At 47.2% G+C, this 22,158-nt stretch carries 21 protein-coding genes and 1 pseudogene; 19 read left to right on the forward strand and 3 right to left on the reverse strand.

What is annotated here, in order from left to right:
• Positions 1–6 precede the first annotated feature (6 nt).
• From obgE to pheA, 3 genes are read left to right on the forward strand one after another with little or no spacing between them, the layout of a single operon-like run.
• Positions 7–1,296, forward strand: a complete 1,290-nt coding sequence (obgE, locus tag L2D08_RS08540; RefSeq protein WP_242233338.1) for a GTPase ObgE — start codon at positions 7–9, stop codon at positions 1,294–1,296.
• A gap of 33 nt (positions 1,297–1,329) precedes the next feature.
• On the forward strand, positions 1,330–1,785 hold the full coding sequence (locus tag L2D08_RS08545; RefSeq protein WP_050181236.1) for an ACT domain-containing protein: 456 nt from the start codon (positions 1,330–1,332) through the stop codon (positions 1,783–1,785).
• Positions 1,786–1,817: 32 nt separating this feature from the next.
• Positions 1,818–2,687 (forward strand): prephenate dehydratase, encoded by an 870-nt coding sequence (gene pheA / locus L2D08_RS08550; RefSeq protein ID WP_242233339.1) that lies wholly within the window; start codon positions 1,818–1,820, stop codon positions 2,685–2,687.
• A 37-nt stretch (positions 2,688–2,724) separates the two neighbouring features.
• Here pheA and L2D08_RS08555 read toward each other — a convergent pair whose 3' ends face one another.
• Positions 2,725–3,258, reverse strand: a complete 534-nt coding sequence (locus tag L2D08_RS08555) for a transcription repressor NadR (RefSeq protein ID WP_242233340.1) — start codon at positions 3,256–3,258, stop codon at positions 2,725–2,727.
• Between the two features lie 22 nt (positions 3,259–3,280).
• Entirely contained in the window at positions 3,281–4,384 is a 1,104-nt protein-coding gene (locus tag L2D08_RS08560; RefSeq protein ID WP_242233341.1) for an IscS subfamily cysteine desulfurase, read from the reverse strand.
• A 96-nt stretch (positions 4,385–4,480) separates the two neighbouring features.
• Between L2D08_RS08560 and nadB the strand changes: the two genes are divergently transcribed.
• The 14 genes and pseudogenes from nadB (at position 4,481) to yajC (ending at position 17,808) form a co-directional block, all read left to right on the forward strand.
• Complete coding sequence (gene nadB / locus L2D08_RS08565; RefSeq protein ID WP_242233342.1) at positions 4,481–6,067, forward strand: L-aspartate oxidase; 1,587 nt, start codon at positions 4,481–4,483, stop codon at positions 6,065–6,067.
• Positions 6,021–6,881 (forward strand): carboxylating nicotinate-nucleotide diphosphorylase, encoded by an 861-nt coding sequence (nadC, locus tag L2D08_RS08570; RefSeq protein ID WP_242233343.1) that lies wholly within the window; start codon positions 6,021–6,023, stop codon positions 6,879–6,881. The genes nadB and nadC overlap by 47 nt, the downstream gene beginning before the upstream one ends.
• Entirely contained in the window at positions 6,868–7,968 is a 1,101-nt protein-coding gene (gene nadA / locus L2D08_RS08575; protein WP_242233344.1) for a quinolinate synthase NadA, read from the forward strand. The genes nadC and nadA overlap by 14 nt, the downstream gene beginning before the upstream one ends.
• A 65-nt stretch (positions 7,969–8,033) precedes the next feature.
• Positions 8,034–8,171 (forward strand): annotated as a pseudogene (locus tag L2D08_RS24670) (LysM peptidoglycan-binding domain-containing protein); the annotation flags it as partial.
• 760 nt (positions 8,172–8,931) lie between these two features.
• A complete protein-coding gene (locus L2D08_RS08585) occupies positions 8,932–9,684 on the forward strand; it encodes a DeoR/GlpR family DNA-binding transcription regulator (protein ID WP_242233346.1) in 753 nt (250 codons plus the stop codon).
• Entirely contained in the window at positions 9,681–10,610 is a 930-nt protein-coding gene (gene pfkB / locus L2D08_RS08590) for a 1-phosphofructokinase (protein WP_242233347.1), read from the forward strand. The genes L2D08_RS08585 and pfkB overlap by 4 nt, the downstream gene beginning before the upstream one ends.
• Positions 10,607–12,481: a PTS fructose transporter subunit IIABC gene (locus tag L2D08_RS08595; RefSeq protein ID WP_242233348.1), complete on the forward strand. Its 1,875-nt coding sequence runs from the start codon at positions 10,607–10,609 to the stop codon at positions 12,479–12,481. Before pfkB ends, L2D08_RS08595 begins: the two co-directional genes overlap by 4 nt.
• A gap of 99 nt (positions 12,482–12,580) precedes the next feature.
• Positions 12,581–13,387 carry a uroporphyrinogen-III synthase gene (locus L2D08_RS08600; RefSeq protein WP_242233349.1) on the forward strand — a complete coding sequence of 269 codons (807 nt, stop codon included), beginning with the start codon at positions 12,581–12,583 and terminating at the stop codon, positions 13,385–13,387.
• A gap of 79 nt (positions 13,388–13,466) precedes the next feature.
• Positions 13,467–14,078 (forward strand): Holliday junction branch migration protein RuvA, encoded by a 612-nt coding sequence (ruvA, locus tag L2D08_RS08605; protein ID WP_242233350.1) that lies wholly within the window; start codon positions 13,467–13,469, stop codon positions 14,076–14,078.
• Positions 14,079–14,093: 15 nt separating this feature from the next.
• The gene (ruvB, locus tag L2D08_RS08610) at positions 14,094–15,098 is read left to right on the forward strand and encodes a Holliday junction branch migration DNA helicase RuvB (RefSeq protein ID WP_242233351.1); all 1,005 of its coding nucleotides are present in this window, start codon (positions 14,094–14,096) and stop codon (positions 15,096–15,098) included.
• A complete protein-coding gene (locus tag L2D08_RS08615; protein WP_242233352.1) occupies positions 15,095–15,301 on the forward strand; it encodes a DUF2905 domain-containing protein in 207 nt (68 codons plus the stop codon). Before ruvB ends, L2D08_RS08615 begins: the two co-directional genes overlap by 4 nt.
• A gap of 16 nt (positions 15,302–15,317) precedes the next feature.
• Entirely contained in the window at positions 15,318–16,376 is a 1,059-nt protein-coding gene (queA, locus tag L2D08_RS08620) for a tRNA preQ1(34) S-adenosylmethionine ribosyltransferase-isomerase QueA (protein WP_242233353.1), read from the forward strand.
• A complete protein-coding gene (gene tgt, locus L2D08_RS08625) occupies positions 16,363–17,502 on the forward strand; it encodes a tRNA guanosine(34) transglycosylase Tgt (protein ID WP_242233354.1) in 1,140 nt (379 codons plus the stop codon). Before queA ends, tgt begins: the two co-directional genes overlap by 14 nt.
• 36 nt (positions 17,503–17,538) lie before the next feature.
• Positions 17,539–17,808, forward strand: coding sequence for a preprotein translocase subunit YajC (gene yajC, locus L2D08_RS08630; RefSeq protein ID WP_242233355.1), 270 nt, complete (start codon positions 17,539–17,541; stop codon positions 17,806–17,808).
• 34 nt (positions 17,809–17,842) lie between these two features.
• On the opposite strand, the gene spoVB is transcribed toward yajC, so the two are convergent.
• Positions 17,843–19,333, reverse strand: a complete 1,491-nt coding sequence (gene spoVB, locus L2D08_RS08635) for a stage V sporulation protein B (RefSeq protein ID WP_242233487.1) — start codon at positions 19,331–19,333, stop codon at positions 17,843–17,845.
• A gap of 121 nt (positions 19,334–19,454) precedes the next feature.
• On the opposite strand from spoVB, the gene L2D08_RS08640 reads away from it, so the two are divergent.
• Entirely contained in the window at positions 19,455–19,769 is a 315-nt protein-coding gene (locus L2D08_RS08640) for a post-transcriptional regulator (protein WP_242233356.1), read from the forward strand.
• Between the two features lie 116 nt (positions 19,770–19,885).
• Positions 19,886–22,147, forward strand: coding sequence for a protein translocase subunit SecDF (gene secDF, locus L2D08_RS08645; RefSeq protein WP_242233357.1), 2,262 nt, complete (start codon positions 19,886–19,888; stop codon positions 22,145–22,147).
• Positions 22,148–22,158: the final 11 nt, after the last annotated feature.

Below are 22,158 nucleotides of genomic sequence, written 5' to 3' on the forward strand. Positions count from 1 at the left end.
GACAATATGTTTGTAGATCAGGTTAAAATATATGTTAAAGGCGGCGACGGAGGAAACGGAATGGTCGCATTCCGCCGTGAAAAATACGTACCGAACGGCGGCCCGGCCGGCGGCGATGGCGGAAACGGCGCGAATGTAGTGTTTGAAGTGGAAGAAGGACTCCGCACATTAATGGACTTCCGTTACCAGCGCCATTTCAAAGCGCCGCGCGGCGAGCACGGCATGAGCAAAAACATGCACGGCCGTAATTCAAAAGATATGATTATCAAGGTTCCGCCGGGCACAGTCGTAACAGATGATGAAACGGGAGAAGTAATTGCGGATCTGGTAGAACATGGACAGCAGGCCATTATTGCACGCGGCGGCCGCGGCGGCCGTGGAAACAGCCGCTTTGCGACACCGGCTAATCCGGCACCGGAAATCTCTGAAAACGGGGAGCCGGGCATCGAGCGTAATGTTACGTTAGAATTAAAGCTTTTGGCAGATGTAGGACTTGTCGGTTTTCCGAGTGTGGGTAAATCCACTCTTCTTTCAGTTGTAACGGCGGCTAAGCCCAAAATCGCGGCCTACCACTTTACAACGCTCGTTCCAAATCTCGGCATGGTTGAGACCGAAGACGGCCGCAGTTTTGTTATGGCGGATCTGCCAGGATTAATTGAAGGTGCGCATGAAGGAACCGGGCTTGGCCATCAATTCCTGCGTCATATCGAGCGGACGCGCGTCATTGTTCACGTACTTGACATGTCTGCGATGGAAGGCCGTGATCCGTATGAGGATTACGTAACCATTAACAATGAGCTTAAAGAATATAATCTTCGGCTGACAGAGCGTCCGGAAATTATTGTAGCCAATAAAATGGATATGCCGGAAGCAGAAGAAAATTTAAAAGAGTTCAAGGAAAAAGTAGGAGAAGATGCGGTTATTTTCCCAATTTCTGCGCTGACACGCAGCGGGCTGCGCGACTTGCTGTTTGCTATTGCCGATAAAGTGGAAGAGACGCCTGAATTCCCGCTTGAGCACGAGGAAGAAGATTTGTCTGTAAACCGGGTGATGTACCGCCATGACAAGCAGGCCGCTGAGTTTGTGATTACACGCGGTCCGGATGGAGCGTTTGAGCTGACAGGCAGCAAAATTGAAAAATTGTTTAAAATGACGGACTTCTCGCGGGAACCATCCGTTCAACGCTTTGCCCGCCAGCTGCGCTCAATGGGGGTAGATGAAGCGCTGCGTGAACGGGGTGCTGAAAACGGCGACATCGTCCGTCTGCTTGATTACGAATTTGAATTTGTCGATTAAAAGCTGCAGCCGGCGGTTTTGAGGGGGAGCGACATGGGGAAGAAAGAACAGAATGAAAAATTTTATCTTGTCCGCGAAGATGTACTTCCGGAAGCGATGAAAAAAACGCTTGATGCAAAAGAATTAATCGAACGGAAACGAGCAGACTCTGTCTGGGACGCGGTTCAACAAGTGGATTTGAGCCGCAGTGCTTTTTATAAATACCGCGACACGGTGTTTCCGTTTCACACCGTTGTCAAAGAGCGGATCATTACTTTATTTTTTCACCTGGAAGACCGGTCGGGTACCTTATCTGAACTGCTGGCCGTTGTCGCGAGCTGCGGCGGAAACGTGTTGACGATTCACCAGACGATTCCGCTGCAGGGACGCGCAAACGTGACGCTGTCCTTGAATGTGACCGGTATGATTACCGGGCTGGACGAGCTATTATCTCAATTAAAAAAATTGGAATTTGTTGATACAGTAGAAGTGCTCGGTTCGGGCGCATAAGTTGTTTGAAGAGAAGACTGGAGTGAACTGTTTTGAGGAAAATTGCTTTTTTAGGTCCCGCGGCTACATTCACTGATATTGCAGTATCAGAAGCATTCCCGAATGATGGGCGGATTCCATGTGTGACTATCCCGGAATGCATGGACTATGTTATTGAAGGAAAAGCAGATCTGGCTGTTGTACCGATTGAAAACGCCTTAGAAGGTACAGTCAATATGACCATCGATCATTTGTTTCATGAAGCGGATTTAACCATTGTCGGCGAACTAACGGCTCCGATTCAGCAGCACCTGCTTGTTCATCCGGACAACGCCCAAAAATGGACAGAGGCTAAAAGAGTTTTGTCGCATCCGCATGCCATTGCGCAATGCCACAAATTTTTGCACCGTTACTTTTATGGCGTTCCGTCGCAGCAAATGACTTCGACGGCGGCCGCAGCGAAATATGTAAGTGAGCATCCGGAAGAATGCATTGCAGCCATAGCCAATTCACTTTCAGCAAGAGAATATGGCCTGTATACAGCAAAAGCAGATATTCATGATTTTGCGTTTAATCATACTCGTTTTCTTGTTTTATCTAAAACACACGAAGAGTTATCGTTTTCACTTCCTAAAACAGGCGGTAAAACAACCATTGTTGTTACGCTGCCGACAGACCGGCCGGGGACGCTTCATCAAGTATTGGCAACGTTCGCCTGGCGAAATCTGAACCTTGCGAAAATTGAGTCTCGCCCTCTTAAAACAGGTCTGGGCAATTACTTTTTCATTATTGATGTTGCACAGCGCATTGACGATGTGTTAGTGCCGGGCGCTTTCGCTGAGATGGAAGCACTCGGATGCAAGGTGCAGGTGCTCGGAAGTTATTACGGCTATGAAGTAGGACAAGCCGCAGAAAAAGCATAAAAAAGAAGCCTGTTTCAAAACGGGCTTCTTTTTTATTTTATTGAAGCAAAAATCCGGCTTCACGCAAAGCCTGCTCGGCTTCATCAAGCACCGCGGCTTCTTTGGCGGACAATGTATGCAAATGAGCGCCTTCTGTCAGCTCAGACAAGTAAGCCGCACCTGTTTGATTGATTTTATCCAAAAACTGCATTGCTTCTTTTCGATTTGATACCATAATGGACGCGGTTAAATCACCATAAACCGGATGTTCAATTTTAACGTCTTTAACAAGAACACCAAGGTCTACGAGGAGAAGAAGCTCTTCTTTTGTTTGACCGGGCGGATGCGAGCAGGCAACGATCCGTTCCACTTGTCCGCTCTTAGGTGAATCCATATATACATACCCTTGGCTTGTCGCCACAATTGGAATGCCGCGGGCTTTAAGCAGCGTAATATCTCCGACTACAACCTGACGGCTCACTTGTGCCCGTTCGGCCAGCTCACTCCCGGTCAGCGGATTCTGGCTTGATTGAAGCCAGTGCAAAATCTGCTCACGCCGATTTTCGCCGATCAGTTTTCTTTTATCTATCATGATGCAATCCCTCCACCGGTAATCATAGCACAACCGCTTGTTTTGCAACATGAATAAGTGCCTGTCCGAGCTGCCGGACTTCGTCTTCTGTCGTCTCGGAACCAAAGGAAACGCGGAAAAACTGCCGTGCTTCTTCCATGGACATTCCCATCGCAAGTGCTGCTTTCATGCCTGATGCAGAAGAAGCGTCACAAGCACTCCCGGTTGAGATATACATATTCCGGGCATTTAAAGCGAGCATCACCAGCTGCCCTTCCACGCCGGGAATACACATACCAATTACACCCGGGTACTGCTTGCTGTCTGGCCCTTCAATCCACCGAATCGAAGAGTCCTTCAGCTCCTTCTTCAGCAGACGGCGCAGGGAGGAAAGCCTCTCAAGAGATGAATTCGTTTGGGCAGCTTCTGCAAAAGCTGCAACAGCCGGTGTATCCACTGTACCGCCGCGGACGCCTTTTTCATGCGTTAAACCGGGAAACACAGGCTTTAACGCATGAAACGGAGACAGATAAATTGCCCCGCAGCCTTTTGGGCCGCCGACTTTGTGGGCTGAAAAAGTCATGGCGTCGGCGTGAATGGAATGAAGAGGCATTTTGCCAAACGATTGAACACAGTCTGTATGAAAAAAAATCCCTCGCTTCTTTGCCGCTACAGCCAGTTCTTCCACCGGCTGAATCGTACCGATTTCCGGATTAATATGCTGAATGGAAATGAGCCCGGTTTGGGGGGTGAGCGATGCTTTTACCGATTCTGCAGCAACAATTCCTTCCCTGGTCATCGGCAGCTTCGTCACAGAAAACCCTTCTGATTGCAGAACGGACATCGCAGAATGCACAGATGTATGCTCTGCCATAGAGGTGATGATATGTTTTTTTCCGCTGCTTCGCGCTAAAGAGAGAATGGCCAGCAAATTCCCTTCCGTTCCGCTGCCTGTAAAGTAAATCCCCTCTTTTTGCACACCAGCCCGCTCAGCAATAAGAGCCCGGCTTCGTTCAAGCAGGAGGGAAGCGCGTGTTCCTTCATCATGCGGACTGGAACTGTTTCCCCAAAAACGACTTGCTGCTTCTATATATATATCGAGTGCCTCCTTTTTCATTGGGGAGGTGGCTGCATAATCAAAATACATATTATCCCTGCTTTCTGAGCAAAAAATTAAAGCTTGTCTTTCTTTTTATTTTATGTAAAGATAGGTGTCAAGACAACTGTAAAGTGAGGGTGGGCAATGAAAAAAATGCCACAGGCGGTCATTATCGGCTCCGGGATTGCGGCGCTGCAGGCCGCTAGACATTTAGCGCTGCATATGAATGTGATTGTTATCACAAAGACGACGATTCGGCAAAGCAACTCTTACTATGCACAAGGCGGTATTGCAGCCGTTTTGTCTTTATCTGATACAAATGAATCTCACATACAAGATACTCTCGCGGCGGGTGAATACCATCACAATAAAGAAGCCGTCAGAGAGCTGGTTGTAAAAGGAGCACGTGAAGTAAACAGCTTATTAAGGGAAGGGTTTCCGGCCGATCGGCAAGCAGATGGAAGTCTCTCATTCGGTTTAGAAGGAGCACACAGCACAAGCCGGATTATTCATGCGGGCGGCGATGCAACCGGGAAGTGGACAATTGAGCATTTAATCGCACACCTGCCAGAGCAGGTCACGATCCGTGAAGGAGAAATGGCGATTGAACTCATCGTTTATGACGGTATCTGCACGGGTGTTAAAACAAAATCCAGTCAAGGGGATTTGTATCACTATGATGCAGACCATATTGTGCTGGCAACGGGCGGGGCCGGTGCTCTTTATTCGTTTACCTCTAACCAGGAGACGATTACGGGTGACGGGATTGCTTTGGCCTGCCGGGCTGGAGCCGCAGTAACCGATATGGAATTTATGCAATTTCATCCGACTCTTTTATTTATAAATGGCGAAACGAAAGGACTCGTTTCAGAAGCGGTCAGGGGAGCGGGGGCTATACTGGTCGATGAGCAGGGCTGCAAAATAATGAAGGATATACATCCGCTCGAAGATTTAGCACCCCGTCATGTAACAGCTTTTGAGATTTACAAAGCCCGGCAGCAGGGAAGAGATGTTTTTTTGGATATCTCGATGATCGAAGAGTTTGACCGCCGTTTCCCGTCTATTGCCGCGTTATGCCGCCGGCACGGTGTAGACGTTACAAAAGGACGCATCCCTGTTGCACCTGGAAGCCACTTTTTAATGGGCGGCGTAAAAACAGACATATGCGGCCGTACAAGCGTAAAAGGGCTGTATGCGATTGGAGAAACAGCCTGTACAGGTGTGCATGGGGCAAACCGTTTAGCAAGCAATTCTCTTCTTGAAGGCCTTGCCTTCGGAAAACGTTTTGTTGAAGCGGTGCTTCACGACGAAGAAGAGAAAAGAAGCGTTTATGGACCGGAGCCGGTGATGCCGCCTTCCCCTCCGCCGCTTTTACAAAAAGAAGAGCTTCAGGAGGCTATGATGGAGGGAGCCGGTATTATCCGGACAAAGAAAACACTTCAAGAACTCGAAGACTGCTTAAAGCAGGCAGGAACACAAAAAGGGGATATCAGCGGCTGGCCGATCGAGAAAATCGAGCGTTTCTTTATGCATATAACCGCTTATTTGATTGTTTCCGCCGCGTTAAAACGTACTGAGTCACGCGGCGCCCATATTCGGGCTGATTACCCGGAAAAAAATGAGCAATGGGCAAAAACATGGATTACCTTTCAAAATAAATGGCTGTATACAAGGAGTGAAGAACATGAATGGCATGAAACTGGACGATATGCTGAAAGCTTTTTTTATTGAGGATATAGGGGATCGCGACCTGACAGGGGAGAGCATTTTTAGTGAACACGAAGCAGGGACGTTTTCTTTTTGGGCAAAAGAAGCCGGTATTTTTTGCGGAAGAGCTGTGATTGAACGGGGATTCCGGCTTGTAGATGAAACCATTTCAACAAGTGTACTGAAACAGGACGGCGACCAGGTGAAAAAAGGAGAATGCCTTGCAAGAATTACAGGGCCGTATCGATCGCTTTTAGCAGGAGAGCGGGTCATTTTAAATTTGGTTCAGCGAATGAGCGGGATTGCCACAGCTGCGGCGGCCGCGGTAAAAGAAACAGAAGGAACAAGGGCGAGAATATGTGATACAAGAAAAACGGTTCCCGGCCTTCGTATGCTTGAAAAGTATGCAGTTCGGACAGGCGGTGCATTCAATCACCGCAACGGGCTCTATGATGCCATTATGCTGAAAGATAACCATATTGCATTTGCAGGCGGAATTAAGCAGGCTGTTAGAAAAGCGAAGCAGGCATGCGGACACACCATCAAAATTGAAGTGGAAATTGAATCGGAGGAACAGCTCAGAGAAGCTGTACAGGCAGGTGCAGATATTATTATGTTTGATAACTGCACGCCGGAACAGATCAAAGCATGGCTCCCGCTTGTGCCGGCCCATATTGAAACAGAAGCATCAGGAGGCATTGAGCTTGAAACAATCCGTGACTACGCATTAACGGGAATCGGATGGATTTCGCTTGGCGCATTAACACATTCCGTTCAAGCACTTGATATTAGCGCAAGAGTAGAAATGAAAGGAGAGGTTTTGCATGGCATTAACTGAACTGGTTAAAGGGATGCTGCCGGATCAATATCGGCAAATGGCGCAGGAGGATATGGAAGTACGGGTGCGGGAAATTAAAAAGGAAATGGGCAAATCGTTATTTATTCCTGGCCACCATTATCAAAAAGACGAAGTCATTCAATTCGCGGATGCAGTAGGAGATTCTCTTCAACTTGCACAGGTCTCAGCAGCGAACCGTGAAGCAGAACATATTGTGTTTTGTGGTGTTCATTTTATGGCGGAAACAGCCGACATTTTAACAAGTGAAAAACAAACGGTTTACCTGCCTGATATGCGTGCAGGATGCTCCATGGCGGATATGGCTGATATTTACCAGACAGAGCGCGCGTGGACAGCCCTTCAGGCGTTGTTCGGTGACACGATGATTCCCCTGACTTATGTCAATTCAACCGCAGCGATAAAAGCTTTTACCGGACGCAATGGCGGGTCATGTGTTACTTCATCCAATGCAAGGTCAATGGTAGAATGGGCGTTTACGGAAAAGCCGCGTATTTTGTTTTTGCCGGATCAGCACCTTGGGCGCAATACAGCCTTCGACATTGGTGTACCGCTTGAAGAAATGGCGGTCTGGAACCCGATTACCGATACATTGGAATATGAAGGAGATATAGAAAAAGTCCGGGTCATTTTATGGAAGGGACACTGCTCGGTTCACGAAAATTTCACAGTCGCTAATATTGAAGAACTGCGCCGCACACGGCCGGACATGAAGATTATCGTTCATCCAGAATGCCGTAGAGAAGTAGTGGCGCTGGCAGATGATAACGGCTCCACAAAGTATATTATCGATGTGATTGAGCAGGCAGAACCAGGTACAGCCTGGGCTATTGGAACAGAAATGAACCTTGTCAAACGGATTATGGCGCAGCATCCGGACAAAGAAATCATCTCGTTAAATCCAAATATGTGTCCGTGCCTCACCATGAATCGGATTGATCTGCCACACCTGCTTTGGTCACTGGAAACCATTGCAGAAGGAAAGAGCGGAAACGTTATTCAAGTGGATGTACGCACGGCCCAAGAAGCCAAATGGTCGCTTGACCGTATGCTGGCACGAGCATACTGATTTTTTCGCACACCGGCCTACCGGGCGCATACAATATGGGTGAATGATCATTGAGGAGGGACACAATGAAGATCCATATTGTGCAGCGCGGTGATACGCTATGGTCGATTGCCGAGAAACATGGAGTGACGTTTGAAGAAGTACAAAAACTAAATGCCCATTTGGCCAATCCGGATATGATCGTTCCGGGTATGAAAATTAAATTACCCGACACGGCTGCGATAATGGAAAAAAGCCATCCATATGCAAACAATAAGCCATTTGCATACCCACCTTTAATGGAAGAAACAAAAGGAATGGAAGAAGCGAAGGGAATGGAAGAAACAAAAGGGATGGAAGAAGCAAAGGGAATGGAAGAAGACATGAAATCTGAACCTGAACTGACCATGCCGGAAGACTGGATGACAGAGCCGGTACCGGCACCAACGGCAGAACCAGTACCAACACCATCGATGCCGTCTGTGCCGCCGATACAGTCTATGCCATCGATGCCATCTGTACCGCAGATGCCATCCATGCCATCCGCACCGCCACAGCTTGAACACGAGATGATGATGCCTTGTCCGCCAATACCATGTTACTTTGTGCCGGTGCCTTGCCCAGTGCCGTATATGCACCAGCCTTACGGGTTGATGCCAGAGATGGAAGATGAGGAAGAACAAGAGCATCATGACAACATGCATTATCCGGAAATGATGATGCCAAAATGCCCATACTGTCATCGTTGACTGAAAAGACGTGCTCTTTCGCACGTCTTTTTTTGTATGGATGGAAAAAAGTATGTTTTTGTATATTCACATAATTTTCAGATAAAATAGTACGGGAATTGCCCGTTTTTTTCGTGAATCAGTCACAAATAATCAAAATATGAATGTTTTTGAGAAATAATGATTGAAAATGATTGTTTTTGTATGAAAGCGGTTATATAATGAGAGTAACAAAAACAAAGGAGGGATGCAGCCAGTGCTGACAGAAGAACGCCACGCCACGATTTTAAATCTTTTAAAAGAAAAAGAAGTGGTTAAGATTCAAGAACTAACGGAAGCAACAGGGGCGTCAGAATCTACCATCCGCCGCGATTTGACGGATCTGGAAGAATCAGGACTCCTTAGGCGGGTTCACGGCGGCGCTGCAAAAGTATCCAGGAAACGTATTGAACCATCGATGGGTGAAAAAAGTAATCGTTTCTCAGAAGAAAAGCGTGCGGCCGGACGCCTGGCTGCATCCCTTATTGAAGACAATGACTGCGTGTTTATTGATGCGGGAACAACAACACTTGCTCTTATTCCATATATTCAAGCGAAAAACATTGTCGCCGTCACGAGCGGTTTTGATCATTTGCGTCTCTTAGCTGCACAGGGAATTGAAGCGTACGGAACCGGCGGCCGGTTAAAGAAGTCTACGGAAGCTTTAACGGGAACTGGAGCGGTGCACGGCCTTCAGCAATATTGGTTTGACAAAGCATTTCTTGGTGTAAACGGGATTCATTTAAAAGCAGGGTATACTACACCGGATCCGGAAGAAGCAGCTGTGAAAACAGAGGCAATAAAGCGTGCACAGCAGCCGTTTATTTTAGCGGATGCGTCGAAGTTTCAGGAAAGCACGTTTGCTCATATTGCTAATCTTGAAGACGCAGTCATTATTACGGGCAAAATCCCGGAGAAAACAAGACGGATGTTCGAGAAAGTAACGGACATCAAGGAGGCACTATCATGATTTACACATGCACACTAAACCCGGCCATTGATTACGTGATACGGGTCGATCAATTTCAAGCAGGCGGATTAAACCGCTCTGAAAGCGCCGATATGTATGCCGGAGGAAAAGGAATTAACGTATCGCGTGTTTTAAAGCGCCTTGAAAGCGACACGTGCGCGATTGGCTTTGCAGGAGGATTTACAGGAGAGTTTATCAAAAGCGAACTGGATCGCGAAGGGGTAGCTCACCGCTTTACACCTGTTGAAGGCGCCACGCGTATTAATGTAAAGCTGAAATCAAACAGCGAAACAGAAATCAATGGTCCATCACCTCTTATTTCAGACGAGAATGCAAAGCAGCTGGTTCAGCTAACGAGTGAATTAACGGATCGGGACTGGCTTCACATCGGCGGAAGTGTACCGTCTTCACTGCCAGCAGACTATGCAGGAACATTAATTGATGCGGCAAGAGCAAAAGGGGCACGGGTTGTCGTGGATACGAGCGGCGCAGCTCTGAAAGCACTTCTTCCATACAAGCCGTTTTTCGTAAAGCCGAATCATCATGAGCTCGGTGAATTGTTCGATACAAAAGTAGAAACAAAAGAACAAGCCGCTTCTATTGCGAAAAAACTTGTAGATGAAGGCGCCCAAAACGTGATCGTTTCTATGGGTGGCGACGGTGCTGTTCTTGTTCATAAAGAAGGCGTTTATTTCGCTTCTTCACCAAAAGGCACAGTGAAAAACACAGTCGGATCCGGTGACTCCATGGTAGCTGCTTTCATGGCTAAAATCGATGCGGGTTTAGCGCCCCATGAAGCGTTCCGCTGGGCGGTTGCTGCAGGAAGCGCAACAGCGTTTTCCGATGATCTGTGCACAAAAGAAGAAGTAGAAGACGTGTACAGCCGTGTGACGATTGTAAAATCAGAGCAGGAGGGATTAGTATGAAAATCACAGACTTGCTGAAAAAAGACACAGTCATCATGGACTTGTCTGCAACGGATAAAGCGTCTGTTATTGATGAATTGGTTGCGAAACTAGATCAAGCCGGCCGTTTAAACGACCGTGCTGCTTATAAAGAAGCTATTTTAGCCCGTGAAGCACAAAGCACAACAGGTGTTGGAGAAGGCATTGCGATTCCACATGCGAAAACAGCAGCTGTTAAAACACCGGCTGTAGCATTTGGCCGTGCGAAAAATGGAATTGATTATGAATCATTAGATGGACAGCCAGCTACACTTTTCTTCATGATCGCGGCTCCAGATGGCGCAAACGAAGCGCACTTAGAAACACTTTCAAGCTTATCCGGCTTTTTAATGGATCCTGGCTTCCGGGATGAGCTAATGAATGCTAAAAATGAAGACGAAATTATTCAAGCGTTTGACCTGCGTGAAAATGTAGAAGAAAAAGAAGAAACAACTGCTCCTGCTGAGGCGGATGCACCGCTTGTACTGGCGGTAACAGCCTGCCCGACAGGGATTGCGCATACGTATATGGCAGCAGACTCACTGAAAGCAAAAGCGAAAGAAAAAGGCTTAAACTTTAAAGTGGAAACAAACGGTTCAAGCGGCGTGAAAAACGCGCTTACAGCCGATGAAATTGCGAAAGCGTCAGCCATTATCGTCGCAGCGGACAAGCAGGTAGAAATGGAGCGCTTTAAAGGCAAGCATGTGATTCAAGTGCCAGTGGCACAAGGGATTCGCAACCCGGATGGACTGCTTGACCGTGCCGTAAAGCAGGATGCACCTGTATTCCAGGGCGGCGGTGGTGCTACAGCGTCTTCATCGAAAAGCGATTCTTCAGCTGGCAACGCATTCTACAAGCACTTAATGAGCGGTGTATCCGCCATGCTTCCACTTGTAGTCGGCGGCGGTATTTTAATCGCGATTTCATTCTTCTTTGGTATTAATGCAGTAAATCCTGATGATCCAACATACAATCCGTTTGCAAAAGCATTAATGGATATCGGCGGCGGCAGTGCGTTTGCTCTTATGATTCCGATTCTTGCTGGATTCATTGCGATGAGTATTGCGGATCGTCCTGGCCTTGCTCCTGGTTTAGTTGGTGGTATGCTGGCTGCAAATGGCGGCTCCGGTTTCCTTGGTGGTTTAATCGCCGGTTTCCTTGCTGGTTATGCAGTTGTATTGTTGAAAAAAGTCTTTGCTGGCCTTCCTCAGGCATTAGATGGAATTAAGCCAGTTCTGTTGTACCCGCTATTCGGTATCTTTATTACCGGTATGGCAATGGTTTATGTGATTAATGGTCCTGTAAGTGCCCTGAACCAATGGCTTGTAGATGCCCTTGGCGGCATGGGAACAAGCAACCTCGTTCTTCTTGGTGTGATTCTTGGCGGTATGATGGCTGTTGATATGGGTGGTCCGATTAACAAAGCCGCTTTCACATTCGGTATTGCCATGATTGATGCCGGCAACTTTGCACCGCACGCAGCGGTTATGGCAGGTGGTATGGTTCCGCCGCTTGGTATCGCGCTTGCGACAACATTCTTTAAAAATCGTTTTACTGTACAAGAACGCGATGCGGGTAAAACAAATTACATTATGGGTCTTTCTTTTATCACGGAAGGAGCGATTCCGTTCGCTGCAAAAGATCCGGCACGCGTCATTCCAGCGGCAGTAGCTGGTTCAGCAGTAGCCGGTGCGCTGACAATGATTTTTGGCGTTAAATTGCCTGCACCGCACGGCGGAATCTTCGTTTTCCCTGTTGTACAAGGCAACCCGCTTCTTTACCTGGTAGCAGTCCTGGTAGGCGCAGCTGTAACAGCTCTCCTTCTTGCTGTTTTGAAAAAGCCAGTTAAATAAGAAACTAGGGCGGTTCAACCGAGGTTGAACCGCCTTTTTCTATGGAAAAAAGCCTGGGAAACGGATAGTATTAAAAGAAAAGAGAAACGGAGAGATAAAATGGGAAACTTGCATGAAAAAAAAATTGCCATTACTGGCTCACGGAAAATGGCAGAAATGAGCATGATGGTTCAAAAAAAAGGCGGCACGGCTTACGAACGGCCACTTCAGGAAACAATAAAATGTAAGCCGGAGGATATGCAGGGAATTCTTGAAGCTGTAATCGCAAGCGGAACAGATTGGAGTGTTTTCACAACGGGTGTCGGAACAGCGGCTCTTTTTGAAGCAGCTGCCTCGCTTGGCCTGAGCGAGCCGCTTCAAAAAGCGGTAGCGACTTCCCGAATTGCAACGCGCGGCTACAAAACTGTGCAGGAGTTAAAAAAACATGGGTTAGCTCCGGAAATTATTGATGGTGACGGCACAAACGCCGGCCTGCTTGGGGCGCTTGAAGGAGTGGATTTAGCTGGACAGCGCGTGTTCTTGCAGCTTCATGGAGAGCGGGTGCCGGCTCTTGAGCAGGGGTTTGCAGAAAAAGGAGCAGATTTAACATGCATTATGCCGTACGAAACGACGGTTCCATATCCTGAAGTAGTTACGAAACTGGTCCATGAAATCATTGACGGTGACATCGATGCTGTTTTATTTACGGCGACGCCGCAAGTGCGTGTTTTATTTAAAGAAGCGGAAAAACAGGGGCTGGCCGGGCAGCTGGCGCAGGCTTTTAATGAAAAAGCGGTTGCTGGCTCGATTGGCAGGGTTACAACTGGAACGCTAAGCGAATATGGCGTCACCCGGGTGGTAGCACCGGAACATGAGCGAATGGGAGCACTTGTTGTAGCAGTTGATGAGTTTTTTAAAGGTGACTGAATATTCAGGGAACAAATGTTTCTTTTTTAGCGCTGATATGATATGATACAATGAACAAGCGTATAAAGGAGACAGGAATTTGTACGAGTATATTAAAGGATTTATTACATTTGTAGGGCCTGAGTATATTGTTGTTGAAAACAATGGCATCGGCTACCGGGTGCTTACACCGAACCCGTTTGCTTTTTCAAAACATGAGCAGCAGGAAAAAACGGTTTATTTGTACCAGCATGTTCGTGAGGATGCTCATATTCTGTTTGGATTTGCAACGATGGAAGAAAAAAGGCTGTTTGAAAAGCTGATTAGTGTGTCCGGCATTGGTCCAAAAGGAGCACTGGCGGTTCTGGCTTCTGGAACACCATCACATGTTGTCAGTGCAATCGAACGCGAAGATGAGCCCTATTTGGTGAAATTCCCGGGGATCGGCAAAAAAACGGCGCGCCAAATGATTTTAGATTTAAAAGGAAAACTGGATCACGTGGTATCGGATTCTTTAACCGGTTTATTTGCTCCAAAACAGCCGGAACCTGCTTCATCGGGGAATGCTGCGCTTGATGAAGCGCTGCTTGCGCTTGAGGCGCTGGGCTATTCAGCGCGGGAAATCAAGCGCATTACGGGCCGGCTCGAGAAAGAAGCAGCTACGTCTACTGATGAGTACATTCGAAAAGGACTGCAGCTGCTGCTTGGATAAGAAGGAGGGACTGGATTGGAAGATCAGCGGGTATTATCAGGCGGAGCCGGAGCAGAAGAACGATTTGAAGAGCAGTCGCTCCGGCCGCAAACGTTACGTCAATATATTGGACAGGAACAAGTTAAACAAAACTTGTCTATTTTTATTGAAGCAGCATTGAAACGGGAAGAAACACTGGATCACGTGCTTCTGTATGGGCCTCCCGGACTTGGCAAAACAACGATGGCAGCGGTCATTGCCAATGAAATGGGGTCCGGATTCCGGACAACATCCGGTCCGGCCATTGAACGTCCAGGAGACTTGGCCGCAGTATTAACAGCCCTCGCCCCGGGCGATGTGCTGTTTATCGATGAGATTCACCGGCTGCCACGCTCGATTGAAGAAGTCCTTTATCCGGCAATGGAAGACTTCTGTCTTGATATTGTAATTGGAAAAGGGCCGGAAGCAAGGTCAGTGCGGCTTGACCTGCCTCCGTTTACGCTTATTGGCGCAACCACAAGGGCCGGGGCACTTTCTGCGCCGCTTCGCGACCGGTTTGGCGTTCACTCCCGGTTAGAGTACTATACGCCTGATCAGCTCAAGGAAGTAGTCATGCGGACGGCAGATATACTTGGCACTTCAATTGATGCAGAAGGAGCCGGTGAGCTGGCGCGCCGCTCACGCGGTACACCCCGTATTGCCAATCGATTATTAAAAAGGGTGCGCGATTATGCGGAAGTCCGTGGAGAAGGGCACATTACGATCGAAAAAGCGAACGAAGCGCTTGAGCTTCTGCAGGTCGACCGCCTTGGCCTTGATCATATTGACCATAAATTGCTTAACACGATATTAAGCCGTTTTAAAGGCGGTCCGGTAGGGCTTGATACTCTGGCTGCCAGCATTGGTGAAGAATCTGCTACAATAGAAGATGTATATGAACCTTATTTATTGCAAATTGGTTTTCTGCAGCGGACGCCGCGTGGAAGAATCGCCCTGCCGGCGGCTTACGAGCATTTTGGAATGGAGATGCCTGCATTATGACAGGTATGGGCAAAATGCTGATGGCAGCCGGGGCCGTTTTATTCCTCATTGGGCTTCTTGTCCAATTTGGAAAGCTCGGCCGGCTGCCGGGCGATATTGTGATTAAAAAAGAAAACGCAACCTTTTATTTTCCGATTGTAACATCGATCGTGGCAAGCATTGTGCTGTCGCTTCTTTTTTATGTAATTGGAAAATGGAGATAAATTAGAGGTGTAAGAAATGAAAGTAGAAGATTTTGATTTTGAGCTTCCTGAAGAGTTAATTGCACAGACACCGCTGAAAGAGCGGGCTAAGAGTCGTTTGATGGTGCTCGATAAGGGCACGGGAAGCGTCACTCATGAAACGTTCCAAAATGTCACAAACTATTTACAGCCGGGCGACTTACTTGTGTTAAATGACACAAAAGTGCTGCCGGCTCGTCTGCATGGCGTCAAAGAAGAAACAGGCGCTAATATCGAAGTGCTTCTTTTGAAGCAGGATGAAACGGATGTATGGGAAACGTTGGTGAAGCCGGCCAAGCGTATTAAAGAAGGCAGTGTCATCTTATTCGGAGATGGTAAACTGAAAGCGGTCTGTGTAGGAGAAAAAGAGCAGGGCGGACGGATGCTTCGCTTTGAATACGAAGGAATCTTTTATGAAGTGCTTGACGAGCTTGGTGAAATGCCGCTCCCTCCGTATATTAAAGAACAGCTTGAAGAACGGGACCGCTATCAGACCGTATATGCAAAAGAGCGCGGCTCTGCAGCTGCACCGACGGCGGGTCTTCATTTTACTGAGCCGCTTTTAGCCGAGTTAAAAGAAAAAGGCGTGCGAATCGAGTTTATTACGCTCCATGTCGGTCTTGGGACATTCCGACCGGTTTCGGTTGATTCAATCGAAGACCATGACATGCATGCGGAGTACTATACCATTTCTGCCGAAACGGAAGAAGCGATTCGCGAAACAAAACGAGCAGGCGGCCGGGTTATTGCGGTCGGAACAACTTCGGTTCGTACGCTTGAAACGGCTGCGCGCGAACACGGTGAAGTGAAACAATCAAGCGGCTGGACCGATATTTTTATTTATCCGGGATTTGAATTCCGGGCGATTGACGGCATGATTACGAATTTTCACCTGCCAAAGTCTACGCTCATTATGTTAATCAGTGCCCTGGCCGGACAGCAGCGTGTCCTCGCAGCTTATGAAGAAGCCGTAAAGGAAAAATACCGCTTTTTCAGTTTTGGAGATGCGATGCTTATTATCGATGTGAAAGGTGACAAAACGAATGACAGCCATTAAATATGAACACATTAAAACATGTAAACAAACAGGAGCGCGTCTTGGCCGTGTACATACGCCGCATGGCAGCTTCGAGACGCCGGTTTTTATGCCGGTTGGAACGCTTGCCACGGTTAAAACAATGGCGCCGGAAGATATTAAGGCGATGGGCGCGAACATTTTGCTCAGCAATACGTACCACCTGTGGCTCCGCCCTGGGCATGATATTGTGAAGGAGGCAGGAGGCCTCCATAAATTCATGAATTGGGATGGCGCTATTTTAACGGATTCTGGTGGGTTCCAGGTATTTTCGTTAAGTGAATTCCGGAAAATCGAAGAAGAAGGCGTTCATTTCCGTAATCACATTAATGGCGACAAATTGTTTTTATCTCCAGAAAAAGCGATGGAGATTCAAAATGCGCTCGGCTCTGATATTATGATGGCATTTGACGAGTGCCCGCCGTATCCGGCAGAGTATGAATATATGAAAAAATCTGTAGAGCGCACATCCCGCTGGGCGGAACGCTGCCTTACTGCACACCAACGGCCGCAGGATCAGGGGCTGTTTGGTATTGTACAGGGCGGTGAGTATGAAGATCTTCGTAAACAAAGCGCTCGTGATCTCGTGTCGCTTGACTTCCCGGGTTATGCCATTGGCGGCTTATCGGTCGGCGAGCCAAAAGATGTCATGAATCGTGTACTTGAGTTTACGACGCCTCATTTGCCGGCAGACAAGCCGCGCTATTTAATGGGGGTAGGATCGCCAGACTCGTTAATTGATGGAGCGATACGCGGAATCGACATGTTCGACTGCGTACTGCCGACACGCATTGCCCGCAACGGCACCTTGATGACAAGTGAAGGAAGACTTGTTGTGAAAAACGCCAAGTATGCCCGTGATTTTGGGCCGCTTGATCCAAATTGCAGCTGCTATGCATGTAAAAATTATTCTCGTGCGTATGTCCGCCACTTGCTTCACTGTAATGAAACATTTGGAATTAGACTTACGACTTACCATAACCTACATTTTCTGATAAAATTAATGGAAAACGTACGTCAAGCGATCCGAGAGGACCGGCTTGGTGATTTCCGCGAGGAGTTCTTTGAGCAATACGGGTTCAATCGTCCGGATGCAAAAAACTTTTGACGTTGTTTGTTTTTTGGAAAGGAGTGAAGAATACGAATGGAAGCATTAGCTCAGTTTCTCCCTTTGATTATTATGTTTGCACTGTTTTATTTCCTATTGATCCGCCCGCAGCGAAAGCGTCAGCGCACGGTGATGGAAATGCAGAACAATTTGCAAAAAGGAGACAAGATCGTTACAATTGGCGGTCTTCACGGTATGATTGAATCAACCGACGAAACAACGATCACCATTGTAGTCGGCGATGGTACACGTTTAACATTTGACCGCTCTGCGGTACGTGATGTAGTAAACAAAACGAATGCCTAACATGCAAAAGCCCGGATAAGAATCCGGGCTTTTTTTATGTGCGCCAAAAAAGTAGCGTGGACAAGTCGTCTTTTTTAAAGATACCAAGTACAACAGCACCAGCCACATAAACGAGCAGGCAGCCGGCCATTCCACCTCCTACATAAAGGAAGGTACTCTCTTTAAGAAAGGGAAGAAACGCCTGGGCGCTGAAAAAGGTAAAGAGAAGCAGCAAACCAATTTTTGCGTATAAGCCATATTGAAGGGAAAACGGTACGGCTTTTAGCATAGACGCTGTGTGAAGAAGTGTAACAATCACGATGCCGGCCGCTATGGCAATAGCTGTTCCGCGAATACCAAACACAGGCTGGCTTGATAAAAGAAAGATGACGAGAAGTTTTACCACAGCACCATAAAAGCTGTTCAGCATGGCAGCACGTGACAAGTTAAGTGCTTGAAGAACAGCCTGGAGCGGTCCCTGGCAGTAATAAAGAAGAAAAAAGGGTGCCATAACCTGAATTAAATCGGCTCCTTTTTGGGTATGATACATCACCAGCATAAAAGGCTCTGCAAACAAAAACAGAATAATCGTAGCGAATCCGCCTGAAAACAAGCAAAAGCGGATAGATTCATTTACCCGCCAGGCAACGTTGCTGAATCTTTTTTTACTGAAAGACTCGCTAATATCCGGAACGAGTGAAGAGGAAAGAGCAACCGTTAAAAAAGACGGCAGGAACATGAGCGGCAGCGCGTAACCTGTCAACACCCCGTATTCTTTCATCGCTTCATTCGAAGCAAGCCCTGCAATGGCCAGGCTCTTCACGACGACAATCGGTTCTAAAAACCAGGCGCCCGACCCAATCAGCCGGCTTCCAACAGCAGGAAGAGCCGTTTCCGCCAATTCGCCAAAAAGAGGCCGGCTTGTCCGCCTGCCGGGATACTTCCGGACTTTCCGCCACTCCGAACGAAAGGAGCCGAGAAGATAAAGGAGGGAAATCAGCTCTCCAGCTGAAGCAGCTGCCATGGCACCTGCTGCAGCATACTCGATTCCATAAGGCAGAAGAAGCCTCCCTGATACGATAATCAAGCCAATTCGGACGATCTGCTCAATCAGCTGTGAGAGAGCAGCTGGCTTCATATTCATCTTTCCTTGAAAATAGCCGCGCACAATAGATGAAATGGCGATAATTGGAATTGACGGTGCTATGGCATAAAGCGGCAGGACTGCCCGTTTATCATGAAATAAGTTTTCAGCAAGATAGGGTGCCAGCAAACAAAATAAAGGTGTTAAAACGGCTGCCAGTGAAAGGGTAATAAAAAGCGATGTGCAGAAAATATGCTTTCGCTGTGCATCATTTTCTGCAGCGGCAACGCTTCGTGTAACAGCCACCGGCAGTCCGAACTGAACGGCTGTAATTGTTAATATAAAAGCTGGAAATACAGCCATATACAAGCCGACGCCTTCTTCGCCAATTAACCGGGCAATGACCATCCGGTTGACGAAGCCAAGGATTTTTACAAGGAAAATAGCGCCTGCAAGCCACATCGTTCCTTTTATAAATGATGACAATCTGCCACCGCCTTTTCTAAGAAAGTAATTGTGAGGAAAGTATTGTATAATGAGATATATGTACAAAGGTGGACGAGCATGACAGGGGGCATTCATGATGGGAAATCATCCGTACGATGTGTATTACGACAAGCTGCTGCCGGCACTAATCAGCAAAGTTGAAGAGTTTCGGCTGCTTCACTATGAAACTGCAGAAACGGATATGCTATGGCGGTTTTTGAAAGAAAAAAGGTGGAAATCAATGGACACAGAGCGTTCGATTTCCCGTTTAGTAGGAGATATCTTATCGGTGAAGCCGGGGGAATATATGAATTACACGCAGCTGACGGCCTTTAAAGCGCCGGAATGGAGTGAACCGCTGTCTGATGAGGAAATAGCTGCTTTGTTTGTTCCGCCTAAAGAAAGGGAGTAAATTGACAGCCTGTTTGTTCTCATTCATAATGTAGAGGGCTGAGGGATTCTGGTATTCGTTACCGGAATTTTTTTTATCAACTGGTTTTTATATATCATAAGGAGTGGGAATGTAGAATGGTAAAACGGAGCCGGATCGTTGCTTTTTTGCTCGTGGTCCTCGTTTTGTTAGGAGCGATGAGTACCACGGCAAAAAACATCGTCCAGGATATTAAGCTGGGGCTTGATTTGCAAGGTGGTTTTGAAGTGCTGTATGAAGTACAGCCTGCAAAAGAAGGACAGAAAATAACGGAAAGTGTAGTAGCGGATACCGCTGAAGCGCTGGATAAGCGAATTAACGCTCTCGGTGTCAGCGAGCCAAGCATTCAAGTGGAGGAAGGCAATCGGATTCGTGTGCAGCTGGCTGGTATAGAGGATCAGGAGCAGGCACGAAGCATGCTGTCTACACAGGCAAATTTATCTTTTCGCGATGTAAACGACAAGTTGATGATGGATGGAAGCGATCTTGTCGAAGGTGGAGCTGAACAGTCCTTTACGGAAACAGGACAGCCCAACGTTGCTGTTAAGTTAAAAGATAAGGATAAATTCAAAGAAGTAACAGAAAAAATTGTTTCCATGACACCAAACAATCAGCTGGTCATCTGGCTTGATTTTGAAGAAGGCAAAGATTCCTTTGCCAAGGAAGTTCAAAAAGAAAATCCGAAGTTTTTGTCGGCCCCAAATGTTGACGAGGTATTCAATACAACAGAAGTCACCATTCAAGGGGATTTTACAGTAGAAGAAGCACAGGAACTTGCAGCACTGCTGGATGCGGGGGCTCTTCCGGTCAAACTGAAAGAAATATATTCAACGTCCGTTGGGGCACAGTTTGGTGAACAAGCACTCAATGAAACGATTCTTGCTGGTATTGTTGGTATCGGGATCATCTTCTTATTTATGATTCTATATTACCGCTTGCCGGGATTCGTAGCAGTCATTACACTGGTAGCCTTTCTTTACTTAACACTGCTTATTTTTGATTTGCTCGGTGCAGTCATGACGCTGCCGGGTATCGCGGCTCTTATACTTGGGGTTGGGATGGCAGTAGATGCGAACATCATTACCGCAGAGCGGATCAAGGAAGAAATTAAGATCGGCCGGCCGATCAAAGCCGCTTTCAAGACAGGAAGCAGCAATGCCTTTCTGACCGTCGTTGACGCAAACTTAACGACACTGCTGGCAGGCGGCGTTTTATTTTACTTTGGGACAAGCTCTGTAAAAGGCTTTGCGACAACTTTGATTATCAGTATTCTTGTCAGCTTTATTACCGCTATCTGGGGTGCAAGGGTGCTGATGAGCATTCTTGTAAAAAGCAACTGGCTAAATAATAAGCCGGGCTGGTTTGGCGTGAAAAAAGCAGATATTCATCCGATCAGTGAAGGATATGATGCACTGGATCTGCCAACTAAATTTGACAAGCTGGATTTTGTTAAACCGCATAAAAAGCTGTTTGCACTGTCGGCTGTTGCGATTATTGCCGGCATGATTGTACTGGCTGTGTTCCGTTTAAACCTGGGTATTGATTTCTCCAGCGGTTCCCGGATGGAATTGCTGTCTGAGAAACCGTTAACCGAGGAGGCGGTTGAAGCAGAGCTCGACAAGCTTGGCCATGACGTAAATGTAACGCTTGGCGGGGACAATCAAACCATTGCGTCTGCCCGGTTTGATGAAGCGCTGGCGCAGCAGGAAATTGCTAAAGTCAAAGCAGGCATGAATGAAAAATTTGGATCTGAGCCAAATATCAGCACCGTTTCGCCGGTCGTTGGAAAAGAGCTGGCGAAAAATGCAATGAAGGCACTTGCCATTGCCACAATAGGAATTATTTTGTATGTGGCGTTCCGCTTTGAATTCTATATGGGCCTTGCTGCCGTTTTAGCACTTTTGCATGACGTATTCTTCATCATTGCGTTTTTCAGTTTAACGCGCCTTGAAGTCGATATTACTTTTATCGCGGCTGTATTGACGATTGTCGGATATTCGATTAACGATACGATCGTTACATTTGACCGGATTCGCGAAAATATGACGAAAGCAAAGAAAATCACGGCACCGGAGCAGCTGGACGTTATTGTCAATAAAAGTATCCGGCAGACGCTGGCCCGTTCTATCAATACAGTTTTGACTGTCGTCATTGCTGTTATCGCACTGATTGTGCTTGGAAGCCCGTCGATCTTAAACTTCTCTATTGCACTTTTGGTTGGCTTGATTGGTGGAGCATACTCGTCTATCTTTATTGCTTCCCAGCTATGGCTGATTTGGAAAAAGAAAGAATTAAAGAAAAAAGGCAAGTTAATTACGTACAAAGAAAAAGCAGCAAACAAAGACGAATTACAAGTATAAATGCAAAAAAC

The sequence above is a fragment of the Domibacillus sp. PGB-M46 genome, from assembly GCF_022668875.1.
Taxonomy (GTDB): domain Bacteria; phylum Bacillota; class Bacilli; order Bacillales; family Domibacillaceae; genus Domibacillus.